This is a genomic window from Streptomyces sp. NPDC030183 (assembly GCF_055573455.1).
Genome location: NZ_JBVIBK010000021.1, coordinates 168,550 through 186,606, shown reverse-complemented (window position 1 = coordinate 186,606; position 18,057 = coordinate 168,550). Strand labels below are relative to the sequence as shown.

13 protein-coding genes and 1 pseudogene are annotated in these 18,057 nt (G+C 69.4%); 7 read left to right on the top strand and 7 right to left on the bottom strand.

What is annotated here, in order from left to right:
• Positions 1-258: 258 nt before the first annotated feature.
• Positions 259-426 (bottom strand): hypothetical protein, encoded by a 168-nt coding sequence (locus ACZ4Z2_RS25425; RefSeq protein WP_468078953.1) that lies wholly within the window; start codon positions 424-426, stop codon positions 259-261.
• A gap of 274 nt (positions 427-700) precedes the next feature.
• On the opposite strand from ACZ4Z2_RS25425, the gene ACZ4Z2_RS25420 reads away from it, so the two are divergent.
• The 3 genes from ACZ4Z2_RS25420 to tpg all read left to right on the top strand — a co-directional run bounded on the left by ACZ4Z2_RS25420 (position 701) and on the right by tpg (position 5,504).
• On the top strand, positions 701-1,261 hold the full coding sequence (locus ACZ4Z2_RS25420; protein ID WP_468078952.1) for a hypothetical protein: 561 nt from the start codon (positions 701-703) through the stop codon (positions 1,259-1,261).
• Between the two features lie 21 nt (positions 1,262-1,282).
• Positions 1,283-3,781 (top strand): helicase associated domain-containing protein, encoded by a 2,499-nt coding sequence (locus ACZ4Z2_RS25415; RefSeq protein ID WP_468078951.1) that lies wholly within the window; start codon positions 1,283-1,285, stop codon positions 3,779-3,781.
• 970 nt (positions 3,782-4,751) lie between these two features.
• Positions 4,752-5,504 (top strand): telomere-protecting terminal protein Tpg, encoded by a 753-nt coding sequence (gene tpg / locus ACZ4Z2_RS25410; RefSeq protein ID WP_468078950.1) that lies wholly within the window; start codon positions 4,752-4,754, stop codon positions 5,502-5,504.
• Positions 5,505-6,665: 1,161 nt separating this feature from the next.
• On the opposite strand, the gene ACZ4Z2_RS25405 is transcribed toward tpg, so the two are convergent.
• From ACZ4Z2_RS25405 to ACZ4Z2_RS25395, 3 genes are all read right to left on the bottom strand, one after another.
• Positions 6,666-7,409, bottom strand: coding sequence for an AAA family ATPase (locus tag ACZ4Z2_RS25405; protein ID WP_468078949.1), 744 nt, complete (start codon positions 7,407-7,409; stop codon positions 6,666-6,668).
• Positions 7,406-9,097 carry a transposase gene (locus ACZ4Z2_RS25400; protein WP_468078957.1) on the bottom strand — a complete coding sequence of 564 codons (1,692 nt, stop codon included), beginning with the start codon at positions 9,095-9,097 and terminating at the stop codon, positions 7,406-7,408. The genes ACZ4Z2_RS25405 and ACZ4Z2_RS25400 overlap by 4 nt, the downstream gene beginning before the upstream one ends.
• 190 nt (positions 9,098-9,287) lie before the next feature.
• Positions 9,288-9,500: a hypothetical protein gene (locus tag ACZ4Z2_RS25395; RefSeq protein WP_468078948.1), complete on the bottom strand. Its 213-nt coding sequence runs from the start codon at positions 9,498-9,500 to the stop codon at positions 9,288-9,290.
• Positions 9,501-10,352: 852 nt separating this feature from the next.
• On the opposite strand from ACZ4Z2_RS25395, the gene ACZ4Z2_RS25390 reads away from it, so the two are divergent.
• Complete coding sequence (locus ACZ4Z2_RS25390; RefSeq protein WP_468078956.1) at positions 10,353-11,087, top strand: ATP-dependent DNA ligase; 735 nt, start codon at positions 10,353-10,355, stop codon at positions 11,085-11,087.
• Here ACZ4Z2_RS25390 and ACZ4Z2_RS25385 read toward each other — a convergent pair.
• Positions 11,030-11,254, bottom strand: a complete 225-nt coding sequence (locus ACZ4Z2_RS25385; RefSeq protein WP_468078947.1) for a DUF6207 family protein — start codon at positions 11,252-11,254, stop codon at positions 11,030-11,032. The genes ACZ4Z2_RS25390 and ACZ4Z2_RS25385 overlap by 58 nt on opposite strands.
• 376 nt (positions 11,255-11,630) lie before the next feature.
• Here ACZ4Z2_RS25385 and ACZ4Z2_RS25380 point away from each other — a divergent pair, with 376 nt between their 5' ends.
• Entirely contained in the window at positions 11,631-11,903 is a 273-nt protein-coding gene (locus ACZ4Z2_RS25380) for a hypothetical protein (protein WP_468078946.1), read from the top strand.
• 131 nt (positions 11,904-12,034) lie between these two features.
• On the opposite strand, the gene ACZ4Z2_RS25375 is transcribed toward ACZ4Z2_RS25380, so the two are convergent.
• Together ACZ4Z2_RS25375 and ACZ4Z2_RS25370 are read right to left on the bottom strand one after the other, a co-directional pair.
• Complete coding sequence (locus tag ACZ4Z2_RS25375; protein ID WP_468078945.1) at positions 12,035-12,271, bottom strand: hypothetical protein; 237 nt, start codon at positions 12,269-12,271, stop codon at positions 12,035-12,037.
• 250 nt (positions 12,272-12,521) lie between these two features.
• Positions 12,522-16,238: an nSTAND1 domain-containing NTPase gene (locus ACZ4Z2_RS25370; protein ID WP_468078944.1), complete on the bottom strand. Its 3,717-nt coding sequence runs from the start codon at positions 16,236-16,238 to the stop codon at positions 12,522-12,524.
• Between the two features lie 530 nt (positions 16,239-16,768).
• Here ACZ4Z2_RS25370 and ACZ4Z2_RS25365 point away from each other — a divergent pair.
• Together ACZ4Z2_RS25365 and ACZ4Z2_RS25360 are read left to right on the top strand one after the other, a co-directional pair.
• Positions 16,769-17,386 (top strand): hypothetical protein, encoded by a 618-nt coding sequence (locus ACZ4Z2_RS25365; protein ID WP_468078943.1) that lies wholly within the window; start codon positions 16,769-16,771, stop codon positions 17,384-17,386.
• A 317-nt stretch (positions 17,387-17,703) separates the two neighbouring features.
• Positions 17,704-18,029: pseudogene (locus tag ACZ4Z2_RS25360) on the top strand (transposase); the annotation flags it as partial.
• Positions 18,030-18,057: the final 28 nt, after the last annotated feature.

Here is an 18,057-nt window from a genome sequence, read left to right as displayed (position 1 = left end):
ACGTCTCGGTGTTGGCACGAGGGGATTGATTGTGGTTTTTTTTCCTGCTTTATGGAAGGGGGGTCCTTCCCCCTGTTGCCCAGGCCTCCGCTTCGCTCCGGCCTGGCCAGCGGGTCCGCTGCGCTCCCCCGCCTGGCGGTCCTTCCGGCTGCGCCTCCAGGACCGTGGGCCCGCTAGCGCGGGCCGGGCTGGCTACGGGGTCGGGGCTGGGGGTGGGCGAGGATGGTGACAGTTCGTCACCATCCTTTTCTTGTGGGGTCAGCCTCTGCGTGCCCAGCTGGTGCCGATGCCGGCCACGTGCAGGGCCAGGGCTGTCAGTCCGAGCAGCATCACGTTCACTGAAGAGAACACGTCGTTGGTGCTGAGTTCTGCCGCGTTGATCAGAAAGGACAAGAAGAACAGCACCGCCGCGACTATGCCGAGCATGAGACGAGCTCCTCTCGTAGGGGGTGAGGCCCGTATGCCCGGTCACCGCGTCGGTAGACCTCATCCAGCGCGTCCGGGTCACTGGGGGTCGGACTGTCCGGCGGCTCCGAGGCGCAGCGCGGGTCCGCGGTGACGAGAGTGTCAGAGCCTGCGCCTCGTCGGCGGGACGGTGCGGGGATGCATCGCTGGATGAATTTGATGATGGCAGTGTATCAAAATGAGGTGCTGCTAGACTCTGGAATTACTGCACCCCATGGATAGGTAGCCATCGGTCGTGGATGACACTGCGTATGCGCGTCAGTGGGGCGAAGAAATGGCTCGGCTCGCGGACGCATTCTCGGCCGGATTCGAGGCGGCGCAGGGTTACCCGCCTGGCGAGCACGAGGTGCGTCTGGTCTCTGCCGAGGAGGGTGAGGCCGCGGTCGCGCTGCTCGGTCACGCCGGGGCGGCCGAGGCACTCCTGGAGTACTACGCCCAGTTCGGCCCTGTCGTTCCGCCCGATCTCGGCAACGGCATCTGGATCGATGACGCATCCTCTGTCGTCTCTCAGAGGGAGGCGAACAGCTACCCCAACCGGCTCACCGGAGCGGTTCATGACGCGGTGACAGTCTTCGGTACGGACGGCGGAGGAGGCATGTACGCAGTCAGTCACACCACCGGCGGCATCTGCCACCTCGCACTCGGCGCCCTCGCTGGCGACAGCTCCCACCGGGATCCTGGCGGCTACCGCCGCGTTGCCAGGGACCTCAGGGCCTTTCTCGAACAGTTGCGCACCGGCCTGACCGAAGCCGTCTTGGTGCAGCGCGCCGCGTACTCGCGGCTGGGGCGGCAGTAATTACAGGAGAAAGGAAGTCCGGTGGAAAGGAAAACCCTCCGTCCCCACCAAAGGGAAGCCGTTGGCGCGATTATCCGGGCGCTGGAACTTCCTGCAAGATCCATTGTGCCTGAGCGCGGGCTCCGGACTCAGGTGATCATGGCTACGGGATCGGGCAAGAGCCTCGTCGCTGTCCGCAGCGCGGAGGAACTCCAGGCAGGCCGTGTGCTTGTCCTCGTGCCCTCGCTGGATCTGCTCACCCAGACAGAGACCGCCTGGCGCGAAGGGCGGCGCAGCGGGCCGATGATCGGGGTCTCGTCCCTGCGCGGGGACCAGGTGGCCTTCCCCAACACCACGGGCGTGGACGAGCTCCTGGCGTGGGTCCGCCCGTTCGACAAGGTGACCGTGTTCGCCACCTACGCCTCGCTGGGGCTGGGCACGCTGGAGCGCGCCCACGCAGCCGGTCTGCCGGGCTGGGACCTGGTCGTGGTCGACGAGGCGCACCGTACGTCCGGCCGGATCGGCAAGCCCTGGGCCGTCGTCCACGACAACACCCGCATCCCCGCCCTGCGCCGCCTGTACATGACGGCCACGCCCCGGCTGTGGCAGCTCGACGAGGACTCCGAGCAAGGCGCGCCGGGCGAGCTGGTGGCCTCGATGGAGGACGATCCGGATGGCCCGTTCGGCAGCAGGTGTTTCACCCTGACGTTGTCGGAGGCGATCGACAGGGGAATCTGTGCGCCGTACCAGGTCGCGTGCGTGGACATCACCGACACGCAACTCCAGGCGGCCATGCTGCTCGGTGCCGAGGGCCGGTCGGACCAGATGCGCGGGGCCCGGCTCGCCGCGCTGCAGACGGCGCTGGTGAAGGCGGCCGCGGAGGAGGGGTTTTGCCGCACGCTCTCCTTTCACCATGTGGTCAAGGAAGCCGAGGCCTTCGCAGCCGGCCTTCCCGACATCGCCAAGCGGCTGCACGACGCGGACCCGGAACTGTACCCACACACCATCTGGGCCAACTGGCTGTGCGGGGACCACAAGCCCAACCACCGGCGCCGCGTCCTGGACGAGTTCTCCAGAGGCATCGCTGCTGACGGCACGGTCGTGGAGAAGACGTTCCTCGCATCCGTTCGCGTGCTCGGCGAAGGCATCGATACATCCCACTGTGACTCCGTGTACTTCGCGGACGTACGGGGCTCCATGCCCGACCTCGTCCAGGCCGTCGGCCGCGCCTTGCGCATCCAGCCCGGCGAAGGCAAGATCGCCTCCCTCGTCGTTCCAGTCCTGCTGGGGCCCGGGGAAACGCCGGACAACATGCTCACCTCCCGCGCCTACGGCGGGCTCGCCAAGCTCCTGGAAGCGCTCAGAGCGCACGACGCCCGTGTCGTAGAGGCCCTGGCGCAGCAGCAGGCGCCAAGCCGCGTACGGGGCGTGCAGACCCGCTCGGGCAGTGAGGAGGGCGAGGGAGCCACGAGCGACCGAAGCGACCGACTGTCAGCGCCGGCGCGTAAGCTGCTGAAGTTCAGCACTCCGCGCGATCCCACGCAGCTGGCGGTGTTCATCAATCTGCGGGTGCTCAACCCCGAACACGCCCACTGGCGACGCGGCATCGAAGCCGCCACCATTTACGCCCGCGAGCACGGCGACCTGCGCGTGCCGTTCACCTACCGCGTCCCCGGCCGCGACGACCAGGAGGCCAAAGCCGAAGGGTGGCCGGCCTCGCTCGCCGCGTTCCCGCTGGGGCAGTGGATCGCCGACACCAGGCGCTTCTACGCCCGCGGTGACATGGACGAGAACCGCGTCACGCAGCTGGAGAAGCTCGGCATGGTCTGGTCTCACTACGACGTCGCATGGGAAGAAGGCCTCGCCGCCGCCCGAGGGTGGGCCGCCGAAAACGGGCACCTCCTGGCCCCACTGGACGCCACCTACCAGGGGTACCGGGTGGGCATCTGGCTCAAGAACGCCCGGGCCGCCGCCCGGAAGGCTGCCGAGAACGAGCAGCGGCGTGCCGAAGGCCTGAAAGTGCCGTCGTCGGCCGGCGCCTTGTCGGAGGAGCGCCGCGAGCAGCTGGACGAGATCGACCCGTCCTGGTGCCCCACCTGGCCAGTGGAATGGCAGCGCGCCTTCCACCTCACCCGGCAGCACCTGAACGAAGGCGGCGCACTACCGACCGAGCCGGGCATCGTCGTACGCCAGGGCGAAGACCTCGGACGGTGGGTACGCGCCCAGCGCCTGGGCTGGGACAAACTCACCGGTGTCCAGCAATGGATGCTGCAGCACATCCTCGGCATCACCCCCGCCACCGAGGACGAAAAACCCAAGCCACGGACCAGCCAGGCCGACAAATGGGCCGCCAACCTCGCCGCCGCCGAGCAGTACTACCAACGCGAAGGACACCTACGCGTACCGCGCAAGCACGTGGAAGTCGTCAATGGAGTCGAGCACCGGCTGGGCGCCTTTGTGGCCAACTCCCGCAGCCGGGCCACGACGCTGTCGCCGGAACGGATCGAGCAACTGTCCAACATCGGCATGCGCTGGACGTAGCCGTGACGGCCTCGGTCGGAGGATGCTTCGGCCTGCCCAGGTGGCCTTCAGTGCCCCAGAGCGAGAACGGGAGCGGGTCGACCAGGCCGACGGCCAGTAGAAGCTACTGGGCGGCGATGCAGGGCTCTTGGGCACGGAAGCGCGCGCGTGTTTCCGGCCAGGGCGTCCCACTGTCGTGGCCGGAGCAGCCGATGCCTCCGCAAAGAGTTCCTGATTGGTGGAGTGCACGAGATCCGCGATCGGAATAGCCCGCCTGCTGCGGATCATGGCTACGAGCTGTGCCTTGGAGTGATCGCGCATCAGAGCGTTTCTCCGCTGGAGCAGCTCGTTGGCGAGCTCGACCTCGGCTGCGGGGATCGGCGTGATCGAGTCGCGGATGTACTCGGAGTCTTCGTCCGCGTCAAAGATCATGATGCAGGCCGCGTGTGGTGCGAAGACGACGATCTCATCTGGATATTCAGCCCGCGCCTCGGCGGTGGCTCGAACCCAGTTGAGGGCTTCGTGGTAGCTGAGGTGTGTGCCCTGCTCGCGTGCGGTGCGCTGGAGTTCGCGGGCGCGCTGCTGCTCGGTGGTGCGTTTGGTCATGGACGGGTCCTCTCGACACCGGGTCCTCGCCCCCACACGGCAACCCCGGCTCGATGGATCGTCAAGGTGCTCGTCAAGCGGTCCGTTGATCCCGGAAGACCTTCCACCAGTGTTCCGGGCAGTGTGGGTGTCCGGGTGCGGTGTGGGCGTCGGCGAAGCCCAGGGCCTCAGCCCTGCGGGCAGGATACCGGCTCGGCCGTCGGCTCTACCCTTCGTCGACGACGGCGAGGCGGCGGCGTTGTCCGCGTACGGGTCGTTCGGCTCATGTGCGTGACGGACGGCGTCGCGGACGAGGCGCAGTCGAAGGATCACGCCGGTTCTCCATTCGGCGGAGTTTTCCCGCCCAGCCCTTCTTGGGGCTCGATGCCAGAAGGACGACACCGGGATGTCGGCGGTGTCCGTCGGGATCCGCGCCGCCGGCTTGTCGTCCGGTGCTCGTCCAGGGACTCGTAGCTTGCGTCGGCCAGCGCTGTCCCGAGAATGCAGAAACGGGCAGGCGGGGGCGGGCGACGTGGGAGAACTGACGCGGCGGACTGCAGGTGCCGGCCGTGTCGGCTGGCCGCTTCGAGAGGCGGATGTGGGACAGATCGAGCAGGGTTTGGAGCGCGCGTTGCGCACCCGGCCCGTTCCCTCAAGCACTGAGAGCCGCCTGCGTTTTCTACTGGCAGCGCATGGGGGATCCACTCGGAGGGTGGCCACCATGCTGGGGGTGTCGCAGCGCACCGTGCAACGGTGGGTGACGAAGAAGCCGGGAGCGCGTCGCCCCCCGGCTCCGACGCAGGTTCGGGCGATCGAGGAAGCCGTCCTGGCTCGGTGGCAGCCCCGGGTACGGGCACGCCTGCGTGCCCAGGCTGAGGCGGAGGGGTTCGTCTTCCGCACCAAGGCGCGATTCGGGTTCGCGGCTGCTGCAGGCTCCTCGGACGATCCGCGGGTGCGGTGGATCGCCCAGGGCCTGCCGGGAGAGGTAGCCCGGGAGCTGTTCGCCGCCCGGGATGCCGGCGCAGGCGAGCAGCAGCAGACAGTGATCCTCGCCCGCGCGCTGGGGCACGCCTACTTCCGTGACGGGGGCCGCCGCGCCCATGGTCTGCTGCACATCGCCTTCAGCGACATTGAGTTCGCCGACTTCTCGATCGGCTGAGCCTGCCTCTTCGAGCGACCGCGGCAGGGGGTTCAGCGTCGCGAGGGCCTGACGCGACTGGCCGGTATCGCTTCGTACCGCTCGGCTTCCTGCCGCTCGCGCCAGTCCCACTCCACACGGCCGACGGGGCCTTTGCGGCGGGCTGCGGGCGGCTGGGGCGGGCGCAGTCGGGCCCTCTGTGCCGCGCGCAGCAGGTGCCCGCGGTCACCTGGCGCGGCGAGCAGTTCCTGGTCCTCGCCGGATACCAGCCGGGTGAAGCAGACCGCGGCCCGCAGAAAGACGCCGGCCCAAGGTGGTACGGGGTAGGCGGCGCAGCCGTCGGTGTAGCGGGCGCGATCGTGCAGGGCGAGCGTGGCCGCAGCGTCTTCGTAGTCGCGGGGGCGGGCGGTGGCGAGTTGCTGGAGGGAGGCACCGGTGAACAGCGCGGTGGCAAGGGCCGCGGCCAGTCGCGGATGTGCGGTCGCCGCGTGCAGCCGTTGGGCGACTCGCTGGGCGGTGTGCGCGGTGAGAGGAGCGGGCGGTGGGCGGTGCCGCCAGGCGATCGGCGGTGGCGTGCACGGGCCAGCGCAGGGGCCGGGGGCTGTCGTAGGAGACGAGGCGGTCCAGTGCAGGCAGGGTGAGCCACCGGATGGCCGGCCGGCGCGGCGGGCTCGTCTGAGGGCGGGGCTTCGGCGACAGGGGTGCCGTAGTAGTGGCGGCAGGCAGCCTCGAAGTCGGCGGTGACGGAGTAGTCGGCCGTCCGCAGGGCCTGGTGCACAGCGGCGGGAAGGTGAGGGCGGTGGCAGACCAGGGTCAGGTGGATACCGGTGCGGGCCTGTAGCTGCAGGAGGCGCATCGTGCGGCGGGCGGTGAGGCGGTGAGCGCGCAGGACAGTCAGCCGGGTCACAGGCAGGGCGGTCACCCATGCGGTGGCGGCTTCCCAGGCGGGCTGCCGGCCGCCGGGAAAGCGGCCCGGGAGCAGGGGCGGTTTGCCCAGGGCGGCGAGAAGGTCGTGGGCGAGGCCGGTTTCGCTGGCGGTGCCCGGGCCGGGGTGCAGGGTGATCCGGCCGGACGGCGGATGGTGGGCGGCCAGAGCGGTGTGCGTGTGCAGCACGTCGTCGTGACGGTCGAGAACCACGGTGACGGACGGCAGCGGCGGGGCAGGAGGCATGGACGGTGTGGTCAGGCCAGGCGGCTGAAGGCCCAGCGCAGCAGCTCCTGGTCGACGCGAGGGCGGCCGGTGCGGGCCAGGGCGGTGCGGGTGTGGGCGGTCAGCTGGGCCCAGGCGCGGAAGTTGCCGTGCGCGGCGTGGCTGTCGGCGAAGGCGATGTCCTCGGGCTCGGCGTCCGCCCAGACCGGGTGGAACAGCGGGATCACCTCGAGGACCTCGTCGGGGTTGAGGCGGGTGAACTGCTGCCAGATGAAGATGCGGGAGGACAGCATCGGTTCACGGCGCAGTACGGTGTGGCAGCCCGCGCCGCCGACGAAAATGATCGCCAGCTGGGTGGAGGGCTCGTCCCACAGGTAACGGAAATACTCGAACGCCTCCCCGTTGAGCCACTGGGCCTCGTCCACAAGGAAGGTACGGGGGCGTTCGGCCAAAGCGGTCTTCAGCAGGCGGTCGAACTCGCTGGGGTGGCGCGGTGGCTCGCCGGCCAGGTCGAGCGCGGTGAACAGTTCGTAGCGCACCGCGCGGGCCGTGGGCCGGGCCCGGAAGGTGATCTTTCGGACGTCCTCGCCGGGTTCGAGTGCGCGCAGGCAGGTGTTGACGGCGAGGGTCTTGCCGAAGCCGGCGCCGCCGTGGATGCACATCATCGCGCGGGCTGCGACCGTGTCGGTGATGTTCTCCCGGGCGATGAGCAGGGCGCGGGTGGTGACCACGGAGGCGTCCGGCAGGTCGACGTACTGGTAGGTGGCCGCAGTCACGAGGCGTCTCCGTCTTCAGCGGTCTGTGCAGTGGGTTCGGGTAGGCCGTCGGAGACAGGCTCGGACATGACGGGAGCAGGCCGGCCGGGCATGGTCCCGGTGGCGAGAGAGGGCGGGGTACGCCAGTCGGCCGGAGGCGCGGCGGGCGGGATGAGGTCCGGCAGCGCCAGTTTCGAGGCGCCGGTGTGCTCGATGGCGGCCAGTTCGTCCCCGGCTTGAGCGGAGGTGAGGGCTCCCAGCCTCTGGGCCGGCCCGGCCGTGGTGGCCGGGGCGAAGCGCTGCCGGCGCAGCGTCTCGGCGGCTTTTACCTCGGCGCGCAGACGTCGGGCACGCTCCGCACGGGCTGTGCGCAGGGCCTCGAGTTGTTCGGGGGTGGCCGCGTCCGCGAGGTACGCGGGCCCGAGATACTTGCCGCTCGCGTCACAGATGTCGATCTCGTGATCGTGGTGCGGCATATAGCGCACGGTGACGGTACGGCCGGCCTGGCCCGCCATCCAGGGAGCGATGTAGGAGCGCCCGCGCCACCGCACGCCGTGGCTGGTCAGCTTCCGCGGGCGGCCGTCGTCCTCCAGAGTGAACGTCCACAGGTCGGCGGCGGGGACGTCCGTGACAGGGGTCGGATCGGCCTGCCATGCCTGAAGCGGCGTACGGCCGGACAGCGCCTGGGGACGGTGCTCGGTGTTCCACCAGTGTGTCCAGTCCAGCACCTCCCCGGTGAAGTCCTGAAACGACATGGCACCGGACGTCTTAGGCCTGTGCCTCGCGCCCTTGCTTCGCCGGCCGGAGCGGTGCTTCGTGGGCGTGAGGGTGTAGCCGGGCAAAGCGGCGAACAGCATCCGGTCGACGGCCCGGTTGAGGCTTTCCACCGTGCCTTTGAGATGGGGGCTGTAAGCGGGAAGGTCCTTCACCGTCACGCCCATCGTTCCGAACGCGGTGGTGACGGCGGTGGACAGGAAATCCTTGCCCCGGTCCACCCGCACCTGCTCCGGGGCCCCTCCTGCGGGGCCGTAGGGCTCCTCGCGCAGCACAGCGGCGCGCAGCGCGGCCAGCACGGAGGCGCGGGAAGGGACGCCAGGGGTGACCGCGGTGCCGGTGATGACTTTGGTGGCGGTGTCGATGAACCAGGTCACCCACGGGCGCACCAGGTCGCCGTCGGCATCGACCAGCAGAGGTGCCTGGACGTGATCGGCCTCCCATACGTGGTTGCGCCAGGAGGCCGCCCGTTTACCGAAGACGTCGTGCGCGCGTGCCGCATCCGGCCGCGCGGCTAGCCCGGCCCGCTCCCCCGCGGTGAGATCACGACGCACCGCGCGCAGGAACGTCGACAGCGACGGCACCGGGTCCAGCAACGGCACCGCAGCCAGCGGGGCGCCCGCGGGAGAAGCCGGGGATTCAGGCTGCGTCGTCGGCTGACCGTCACGGCCGCCGGTCTGGGCCCGGGCCACCAACTGGCGGTGGACCGCGGAAGCGTTGCCGTACCAGTACGCCCGCAGTACCCGGATCTCCCTGGTGATCTCGAACCGGTCACCGCTGCGTTCCCCGGGGCGGATCGCGGCCTGAGGCGACCGGGAGGCCTCAGCCAGCCACCGCCACACCGTCCGCTCCGACACCCCCAGGCACTCCCCGGCCAGGCGCACATGCTCCCGCGACAGCCGCCGCTCGGCGCGCAGCGCCAGCAGCCGACGCACCGCCGGCGCCCGCAACGCCGTCAACGACTCCTCCCCCAGAACACCGGCCGGATCCTCCGGCGGCGCCAGCGGCTGCCCGTCCACGCCATGCCCCTTCGTTCGCATCCGCTCTCCGTGAAGCCTCTCTTCGCTCACCCCGTCGGAACAGGTGAAGGCCCCCGTACACGAGCCCTCCGAGCAGCCCGGACAGTCACGGATAGGGGCCAAGGCGTGCGCAGGCCTGCTCGATCAGCTCCCGGTCCACACGCCGTGCGGGGTCGCGCTCGCGGGCCGCGTAGACATGCGACGTGATCTTCGCCCACGTGCGGAAATTGCCGCGCGCCATCTGCTCGTCCGCCCGCGTAAGGTCCTCCGGGTTCGCCTGCGCCCACACGGGATGGAACAGAGTCAGCGTCTGCGGCACTTGAGACGGCTCAAGCCGGCAGGCCGGCCCCCCGGCCACTGGACACAGCCGCACATCAGACACCACCGTCGGCCAATGAGGTTCCTGGTGCGGCTGCGCTGCCCGCCCAGCCGGCTGGGTACTGGAAGACCCCGACGGTGGGGTGTGGGCCGGGGATGCAACCGGTGCGCCGCGGGCTGCGGGTGAACGCGGTGCCAGCCGCAGAGCGCGGCTTGGTCTCGCACGCGGTGCCGGTGGACGCGGCGCCGCGGTCGGTGCTGGGACAGCCGTACCGCGCCACACGTCCTGGCGATACAGGCCACAGCGAGCACAGCCTCGCCGCCATCCTCGATTCGACGGGGGCCGTTCCGGCGCCGACCGTCCTGTTGTTGCGGCCGGCTGAGGACATCGTCCTGCCCGTCACGGACCTGGCGGCCGATGCCGATCCGTGCGCGGACTCCTTCGCTCCGGACGAGGCCGGGGGCGTACCGCTGGCCGCGCTGGAGGGGCCGGGCCTGGCCGTGGTGGAGGGGCCGGGCCTGGCCGTGGTGGAGGGGCCGGGCCTGGCCGTGGTGGAGGGGCCGGGCCTGGCCGTGGTGGAGGGGCCGGGCCTGGCCGTGGTGGAGTCGCGGCCGCCGATGACGAGACCGCGTTCGCCGTCCAGGAGATTGCTCGCCGCGCGGTGCACGATCGCGCCGGCGGATCGTACGACACGGGAGCCCGGCGAGCCCCGGCGTACGGCTGTGCTGCTTCCCGGCCTGCGCCAGGCGCCCGGCTCCCGGCTCCCGGCTCCCGCAAACTCTCCTGCCCGGCCCAGGCCGCCTCCAGATCCGCTTCCGCAAGCCCGCGAGGATGCATGTGGCCGTGGCCGCCATGCGCCTGCCGCCCGGGGTGATCCTGGACGGCGAGGCAGTGGTGTACATCGCCGATGCCGACGGCACCGCGCACATCAGCTTCGCCGCGGCGCAGTCCCGCGCGCAGTCCCGCGCGCTGTCCCGCCGCGCCCGCGCTCGGGAGCTCGCCGACCAACACCCGGCGACGTACGCAGCATTCGACGTCCTCGCCCATCCCGCAGCCGGCTTCCCTGATCTGCGGTCGCGCCCGTACTCGGAACGCCGCCGGATCCTCCTGGACGTGCTCGCCGCCGTCAGCCCCGCCGATCGAACCGGTGTGGTCGACCATCGACCGCAGCGAGGCCCTGCTCTGGTACGCGGCGCTCGAGGGCGCAGGCGTGGAGGGGATCATGGCCAAGCCCTGCAACTCGGTGTACAGGGCGAGCCGGATCCGGTCGAAGGTGAGGCACGCGGCACGGTCGACGTCGCCGTGGTCGGCTTCACCGGCATCGCGCGGCATCCCAAAGCACCCGCCGTACAGCTGCCCGACGGACGCGTCGCGCTGTCGCAGCGGCTGACCACGGTGCTCGTCTCCGCCGTCGGCCCACGCTGTCCCCCATGCCGGGCGGGCGTTTGCGAACGCGGGCGACTCCTACACGCCCGCCGACGGCAACGCCGTGGTGGAGGTCGTGGCGGGCACGACCCGGCCCTCGGTTGTCACAGTGGCCCGGCTGCGTTGACCGGTGGCGCGACGGCGGTCGGGCCGATCGGCTGACGCAGATCCAGGTAGCAGCGCAGCCGTACGCCCAGCTCACCGACATCATGCGTCGTGTGCTCCGCTGACGACACCGCCCGCCGTTCCGGCGAGCAGCTGCTGGAAGGCGAGCGCGGTGCCGTCGTGGCGACCGCGACATCGACGACGACACCGCCCGGCTCCCACACGTGTGCCTCCCCTCGCCGGTAGGCAGAAGTCCGCCTGCGGGCGTTCGCGCAGGTCACCACCTGTCATGGCCGCGTTGGGCCGCTGATAATATCCGGCCACTCGGACGGTAGTTCAGACATCGACGTCCTGCCATCCACCCTGTGCGACGACTGCAAAGCGAGGGCGCTCGAAGCGGAGCGACAGGCGGAACAGGCCGAACGCGAGCGCCAGGAGCAGGAGCACCAGGAGGCGGATTCGGCGCAGGCCTCGAAGGCCGGCGGCTGGCTCGGACGCTGGCGCAGCTGACCCAGGCAACCCATTCCGCAAGTGCGGGGGCTTGCCCAGGACCACCTGGGCAAGCCCTCGTTGTCAGTGGCGGCTGCGACGCTGGAGGGCATGGACAGCGACGATGAGCAGCTGCTGCGCGGCCGTATCTACGGAGCCGACCACGACCACCCGGGCCCGAAGCCGGGACGGCGCTACGCCGAACTGGTGGGCGGGCCGCTGGACGGACTGCTGCTCGACATCACCGGCTGGAGGCCGGAAGAGATCGACGACGGTGTCTCCCTCGCCAGGGAGCTCGGGCAGTTCGGCCCCGGCGGGCGCGCGCTGTACGACCCGCGCCCTGGCGACCCGGCCCGCTGGGACTGGGGCGGCGACAGCCCCTGACCGCCCGCCACTCGGTCAGGTGAAGACACCGCCGCGACGGAACCCTCCCCGGCCGCCCGGGCGTAGTGCCGTGCGTCAGCCCACCGACTTGGCCACTGCGTCGGCCGACGCCGCGCCGGAGCGCAGCCGCATCACAGTGACGACCGCGTAGAGGTCGTGCCCGCCACGATCTCCATCACGGCACCGCCCCCGGCGGCGTGCAGGGAGCCGCCGGCCTTCGTGAACGCCCGCCCGGCCTGGGGGACCAGGCGCGGGGCCACGACCGAGGGCAGGGTTGTGGTCAGCCGTTGGGACAGCGCCACCCGTCCGTCGGTCAGTCGTACGACGAGCGCCTTCGGGTGCCGGGCGCTGCCGGTGAACCCGACCACGGCCGCGTCGACTGTGTCCGCGGGCTTGGTCTTCGCTCAGCCCCGGCCCGCCTTGAAGGCGTCTCGCAGCGGCTTCGCCACGATCCCCTCCACGCGGGTGCCTTCGAGCGCCGCGTACCAGAGCAGGGCCTCTTCCAAGTCCGTGGTCGACCACACCGGCACGATCGACGGACCGTCGTCGGCGACGGAGTATGGGAGTCGCTTGGTGAACGCCGGCCCGGATGCGGGCAGACGACGGGCGCGGCGGGGTTCAGGTTGGGCAGATGGGAGTGGTTGCCTGGTCTGGTAGGTACAGCGACCGTTCCTTCTCGGTGAGGTCGCGGTGGACGGTTCTGCAGATCTTGCCGATGGCTTCAGCCGGTCCGGGGAGGTTCGCGTCCCAGAGCCGTACGGTGCCGTCGCTGCTGCCGGTGGCAAGGGTGCGACCGTCGGGGCTGAATGCCACCGACATCACTTCTTTGGTGTGGCCGGTCAAGGTGGCTCGGGGGTAGCCGGTGGCAGCGTCCCAGAGGTGCGCTGTGCCGTCGGGGCTGCCTGTGGCGAGGGTGTGGCCGTCGGGGCTGTAGGCCACGGAGGTCCCCGCGTCAGCGAAGGTCTTTGTGTTCTGGCCGGTGCTGGTGTCCCAGAGCCGTACGGCGTTGTCTTGGCTGCCGGTGGCGATGGTTTTGCCGTCTTGACTGAAGGCCATCGACCTCACGACGCTCGGATTTCGGTTTCTGGTGTCTTTCCTGGGGATGGTGAAGGCAGTCCGGGCATGCCCGGTGGCTATGTCCAGCAGCCGCACGGTGCCGAGGCCGCTGCTGATGGCTACGGTGGTGCCGTCCGGACTGAAAACCACCAACGTTGCTGTGGCCACGGCGGTCTGGCCTGGAAAAGCGGCCCTGTGCCGGCCGGTTCTTGTGTCCCAGAGCCTTACGGTGCCGTCTTCGCTGCCGGTGGCGAGTGTTTTGCCGTCCGGGCTGAATGCCACTGCTGGCATGCTCCAACGGTGGTTGCCAATTGTGGTGTCCATGCGGCCGGTGCTGGTGTGCCAAAGTCGTACGGTGCCGTCTCTGCCGCCGGTGGCGAGGGTCTTGCCGTCGGGGCTGAACGCCACCGAAGCCAGGTCCGCGGATGGCTTGCTGAGCCCAGACCGGACATGACCGGTCGTCAGGTTCCACAGCCACGCTTTCCCCAGAGCCCCAGGCAGCATTTTCTTTCTGGCTTGTGCAGCGGACAGGACAGCCTCCTCGTCGTATGTGCGCGTGGCAAGGGTGCGGCCGTCAGGGCTGAACGCCACCGACATCACGAGGCCGGCGTGCTCGGGCAGCGTGGCTTTGGTGCGGCTAGCGACGTCCCACAGCCGTAGGATGCCGTCGTGGCCGCCGGTGGCCAAGGTGCGCCCGTCAGAGCTGAATCCGACCGATGTCACACTGTCCGTGTGGCCGGGCAGTGTGCTCTTGGAACGGTGGGTGGCCACGTCCCACAACCGTACCGTGTTGTCCTCGCTGCCGGTGGCGAGGGATTTCCCGTCGGGGGCGAACGCCACCGACGTCACCCTGCCGGTGTGGCCGACGAGGGCAGCCTCCAGGCGGCCGGTGGACGGATTCCACAGTCCTACGGTGCCGTCGGTGCTGCCAGTGGCAAGGGTGCGGCCGTCAGGGCTGAAGGCCACCGATTGCAAGGTGTCGGGGGAGTCGGTGGTGAGTGTGGTCCGGACACGGCCGGTGGCCAGGTCCAGCAGCTGAGGGACGCCATCGCGTATAGCGGCGAGGGTGCGCCCGTTGGGACTGAACGCCACCAACGGTTCCCCATCCTCATCGATTGACCTGGCGAGGGTGACCTTCAGGTGGCCGGTTGCCAGGTCCCACACCCGCCCTGTGCTGCCGACGGCCAGCATGTGGCCATCGGGGCCGAACCCCACTGCTACTACGCCGCCGGATGGTTTGCTGAGAGCAGACGTGGTGAGGCCGGTTGCCACATCCCACACCAGCACACCGCTGGGCCCGCCGGTGGCGAGCTGCCGGCTGTCATGACTGAACGCCATCGAGCGCACGAGACCAGTGGTGAGCGTAGTTCGGAGACTGCCGGTGGCGGTGTCCCACAGCCGCACGCCGTTGTCGCCGATGGTGGCGAGGGTGCGGCCGTCGGAGCTGAACGCCACCGATTCCACCTGGTTCTGGTGGCCGGTGAACCGGCGTTTGAGGGGGCTGGCTGCTGTGGCGTAGAGGCTGGTGGTGGCTTCCTTGGTGGGACTGGTGCGATAGGCCCTGACAGCCAGAAGCGAGGCGAGGTCGGGATCGGTGTGGATGAGGGCGGTGGACTGGGCGGCGAGCTGCCGAGACAGCGCCTGACGTTCGGCTGTCAGGGCGGCCTGGCGCTGCCCGTATGCGAGGCCGGTGGCGACGAGGGTAAGGACTAGGAGCGCCGACAGGGAACCCACGAGAGCGCGCAGGCGCCGGGTGGCGCGGGCGGCTGTTCTGCGTTCGTTGTCGCGGGCGCCGATGCTGGCGGTCAGGAAGTCGTCTTCTAGCGGGGTGAGGTGGTCTTGGTGTTCGAGGGCGAAGGTTTCTTCTGCGCTGGCGAGACGGATGCCGCGGTAGAGGGCTCCGGGGTCGCGGTCGAGTTCGTCCCAAACTTTGGCGGCTTCGGATAAGCGGCGGCGGTTGCGGAGGAGTTCGCGGCTGGTGTCGATCCAGTCGCGTAGGCGTGGCCAGGCGGTGAGGAGGGCTTCGTGGGCGAGGTCGACGGTGTCGTTGTCGAGAGTGATCAGGCGGGCTCGGGCCAGCTGCTCGAGGACGAGATCGGTGTCTTCGGCGCCGGTGGGGTTGAGTTCGGAGTGGGGTGCGGGGCGACGGGTGTCATGCGCTCCCTCGCCGGGGGTGATCAGTCGCAGCAGCAGGCGGCGGGCTTGCGCGGCCTGCTCGGGGCCAAGGCGGGTGTAGACCTGCTCGGCGGTGTGGGCGATGGCGCCGTGGATGCCGCCGGCGGCTTCGTAGCCTTTGAGAGTGAGGGTTTTACCGCGGCGGCGGCGCCAGGTCTCCAGCAGGGCGTGGGACATCAGCGGCAGGCCGCCGGGCTCGTCCGCCACCTCGTCGATGATCCTGGAGGTGAGAGTACGCTCGAGCACCAGGCCTTGGGTGGCGGCTGGTTTGACGATCGCCTCACGCAGCTCTTCCCGGTTCATTGGTGTGATGAGCAGGTTGGCCTCCTGCAGGGCATGGGCGAGTTCGCGGTGTTCGCCGCAGAGGCCGTAGAAGTCCGCCCGCACCGCGATCACCACCCGCAGGCGGCTGCTCGCGTCCAGTGCGGTGAGCAGCTGGTCGATGAACCTGGTGCGCTCACCGGCGTCGTGGCAGAGGGTGAAGACTTCTTCGAACTGGTCGACCAGCACCCAGGTGTCCCCGTCCCCCTCCGCGGGAGTGAGGGCGGGCGCGTGGGTGATTGCGGGCCGCTCACCGGGGGTGAGGATCCGGATGGCCGCTGGACGCGCTGTTGGTGACGCCTCCTGCTGCAGCGCGGGGATGAGCCCTGCCCGCAACAGGGAGGACTTCCCACTGCCAGAGCTACCGACCACTCCTACGAACCGGTGTGCCCCGGCCATCTGGACCAGGTCGGCTGCCAGGCGGCCCCGGCCGAAGAACCGGTCGCGGTCACCGGGCTCGAAGCGCGCCAGACCCAGATACGGAGCCCGCGACCCGTCATCAACGAGTGGGTGCTCCTGCTCTTCCTGCGCCGCTTCGTGCCAGCGCCGCTCCCACTCCTCGCCGTCCCCGCCGCACACGGCCACGTACGCCAGGACCACGGGCAGTGAGGGCAACCGTTCACCGGCGGCAGCCTCGGACAAGGTGGGCGCCGTGTACCCGGCCCTCTTGGCCATGGCCCGGTAGGTCGGCTTGCCCGCCTCCTCGCGCAGCAAACGCAACTGGTGGGCGAAACGCTGGACGGGCCCACGCTCGGGATCCAGCGGACTCTCAGGACGGCCCACTTCTCTCTCCTCTCCTCATGCGGAAGATGACATTGCTTCGATCACGGACGACAGCACCGGGACCGGCCAAGCATGTGTCCGCAGATGGGTCCTGCGTTCTTTCGCGGTGCCTTCCTGGCCCGGCGATCTGTGGCCGTTTGGCCGCTGCCACCCACCGGGCCACTCTTGCGGCCAGGGCGGCTTCCTGCGCCCCCGATTCCATCGAGTCCAGAGTTGATTGGCAGCCCTCTTCCAATGCGCCCATCAACAGCGAACTCGCAGGCGGGAAGGACGATGCTGCTCTGGACACATTCTGGCGGGCCGGATCGACGGCCAGCGAGAAAGGGAGAAGGCCGATCCTCCCACGTCACCGGCGCATCGATTGATGTTCGTGCGGAAAGTGGGCTGTCAATCAACCGCGCACACCTTGGAATTGTTGGCAGGCACCGAACAGCCGTGGCTTGAGGCCGCACCGAGGCGTCGGATGACCTGCACGCGTTCCCCCGGCCATGGCTACGCCAGGGCCGGGGCTGACCCACGAGGAGCAACCCATGCCGAATCTGAGGAAGAAGATCGCTGTCAGCACCGCGGTGGCAGTGTCCACCGCCGCTCTGGCCACCCTGGCTCCGGCCATGCCGGCCAATGCGTCGCCCGCCGAGGCACCAGCCGTGGGGTACTCCACACGGCTGGTGTTTGACAAGAACCCTGCCGACCCGACCGACTCGCGTCTGAACTGGCGGGTCTACCGCGTCGAGGACAACGGACAGCAGAGGAAGATCGTCGATGTGTTATGGCGGGCAGGGTCAGGCACCGGTGTGAAGAACGACTGCACCCGCAACAGGGGGTGGCTGCCCGACGGCGACTACGACATCACCCTCCATCCCAGCTACAACGGCAACGTGATCAAGGGTGTCGCTTTCCGCCTCAGCGACAAGAAGTGCTCCGCCGGCACGACGACCCGCACCGACCTGTTCATCCACAGCGAGATGACCCGCAGCGGCGGTCAGGACCCGGATGTCGAGTCCCAGCGCTGGGACGGCAACGGCGACTACAAGTCCAACGGTTGTATCAAGCTCAAGCCCGCCGACATCAAGTCGCTGGCCAGCTACTACGAGCAGTACCACCCGGCTGGCAGCACGGTCAGCTACAAGCTGGCCGTCGTGTCCTGAGCATCCGCGATCCTGCACGACTCCTACCTCACATAGAGAGGGAGGTCGTGATCAACCGGATCATCGGAGCAGTACTGTGCGCCGTAGCGCTGACGGCCGGAACCGTGGTCGTTGGGCCGGCCGACATGGCACAGGCGACGGTGCGATGTGGGTCCGAAATGGTGTGATTCTCCCCGCACAAGAGCACGGCAGAGTGCCCTACGTGAGGCGTGCTTCCGACGGCTCAGTGAGTCTGGCCCATATGTTGATCAACGACCAGAAATACTCCGTGGTGAACGACTCCAACCGTACGGTGCGCGCATCTGCGGGCAAAGGCTATGGGCGACCAGTTGATCGACGAGCTGGTGGGCCGGGCTCGGGCCGAGGGTCTGCAGCTGACCAGTGCCGGTGAGGGTGGGCTGCTGCAGCAGTCGACGAAGCGGCTGCTGGATCCGCCCTGGAGGGCGAGATCACCGACCACCTCGGCTATGACAAGCACGACCCGGCTGACAAGAACGGTGGCAACTCTCGCAACGGCAAACGCTCCAAGACCGTCCTGACCCCGGTCGGACCGGTCGAGATAACCGTGCTGCTCGACCGCGAAGGCTCCTTCGAACCAAAGATTGTGAAGAAGCGGCAGAAGCGCCTGACCGGCGTCGACGAAGGCTGAAGCACGTGCCAGGAGGAGCAGT

Excerpts from the sequence above, each read along its gene's own strand:
- ACZ4Z2_RS25390 (WP_468078956.1), top strand. The coding sequence starts at position 10,353 with ATGCGCCTGCCGCCCGGGGTGATCCTGGACGGCGAGGCAGTGGTGTAC.
- ACZ4Z2_RS25425 (WP_468078953.1), bottom strand. The coding sequence starts at position 426 with ATGCTCGGCATAGTCGCGGCGGTGCTGTTCTTCTTGTCCTTTCTGATC.
- ACZ4Z2_RS25380 (WP_468078946.1), top strand. The coding sequence starts at position 11,631 with ATGGACAGCGACGATGAGCAGCTGCTGCGCGGCCGTATCTACGGAGCC.
- ACZ4Z2_RS25365 (WP_468078943.1), top strand. The coding sequence starts at position 16,769 with ATGCCGAATCTGAGGAAGAAGATCGCTGTCAGCACCGCGGTGGCAGTG.
- tpg (WP_468078950.1), top strand. The coding sequence starts at position 4,752 with ATGTCGGCGGTGTCCGTCGGGATCCGCGCCGCCGGCTTGTCGTCCGGT.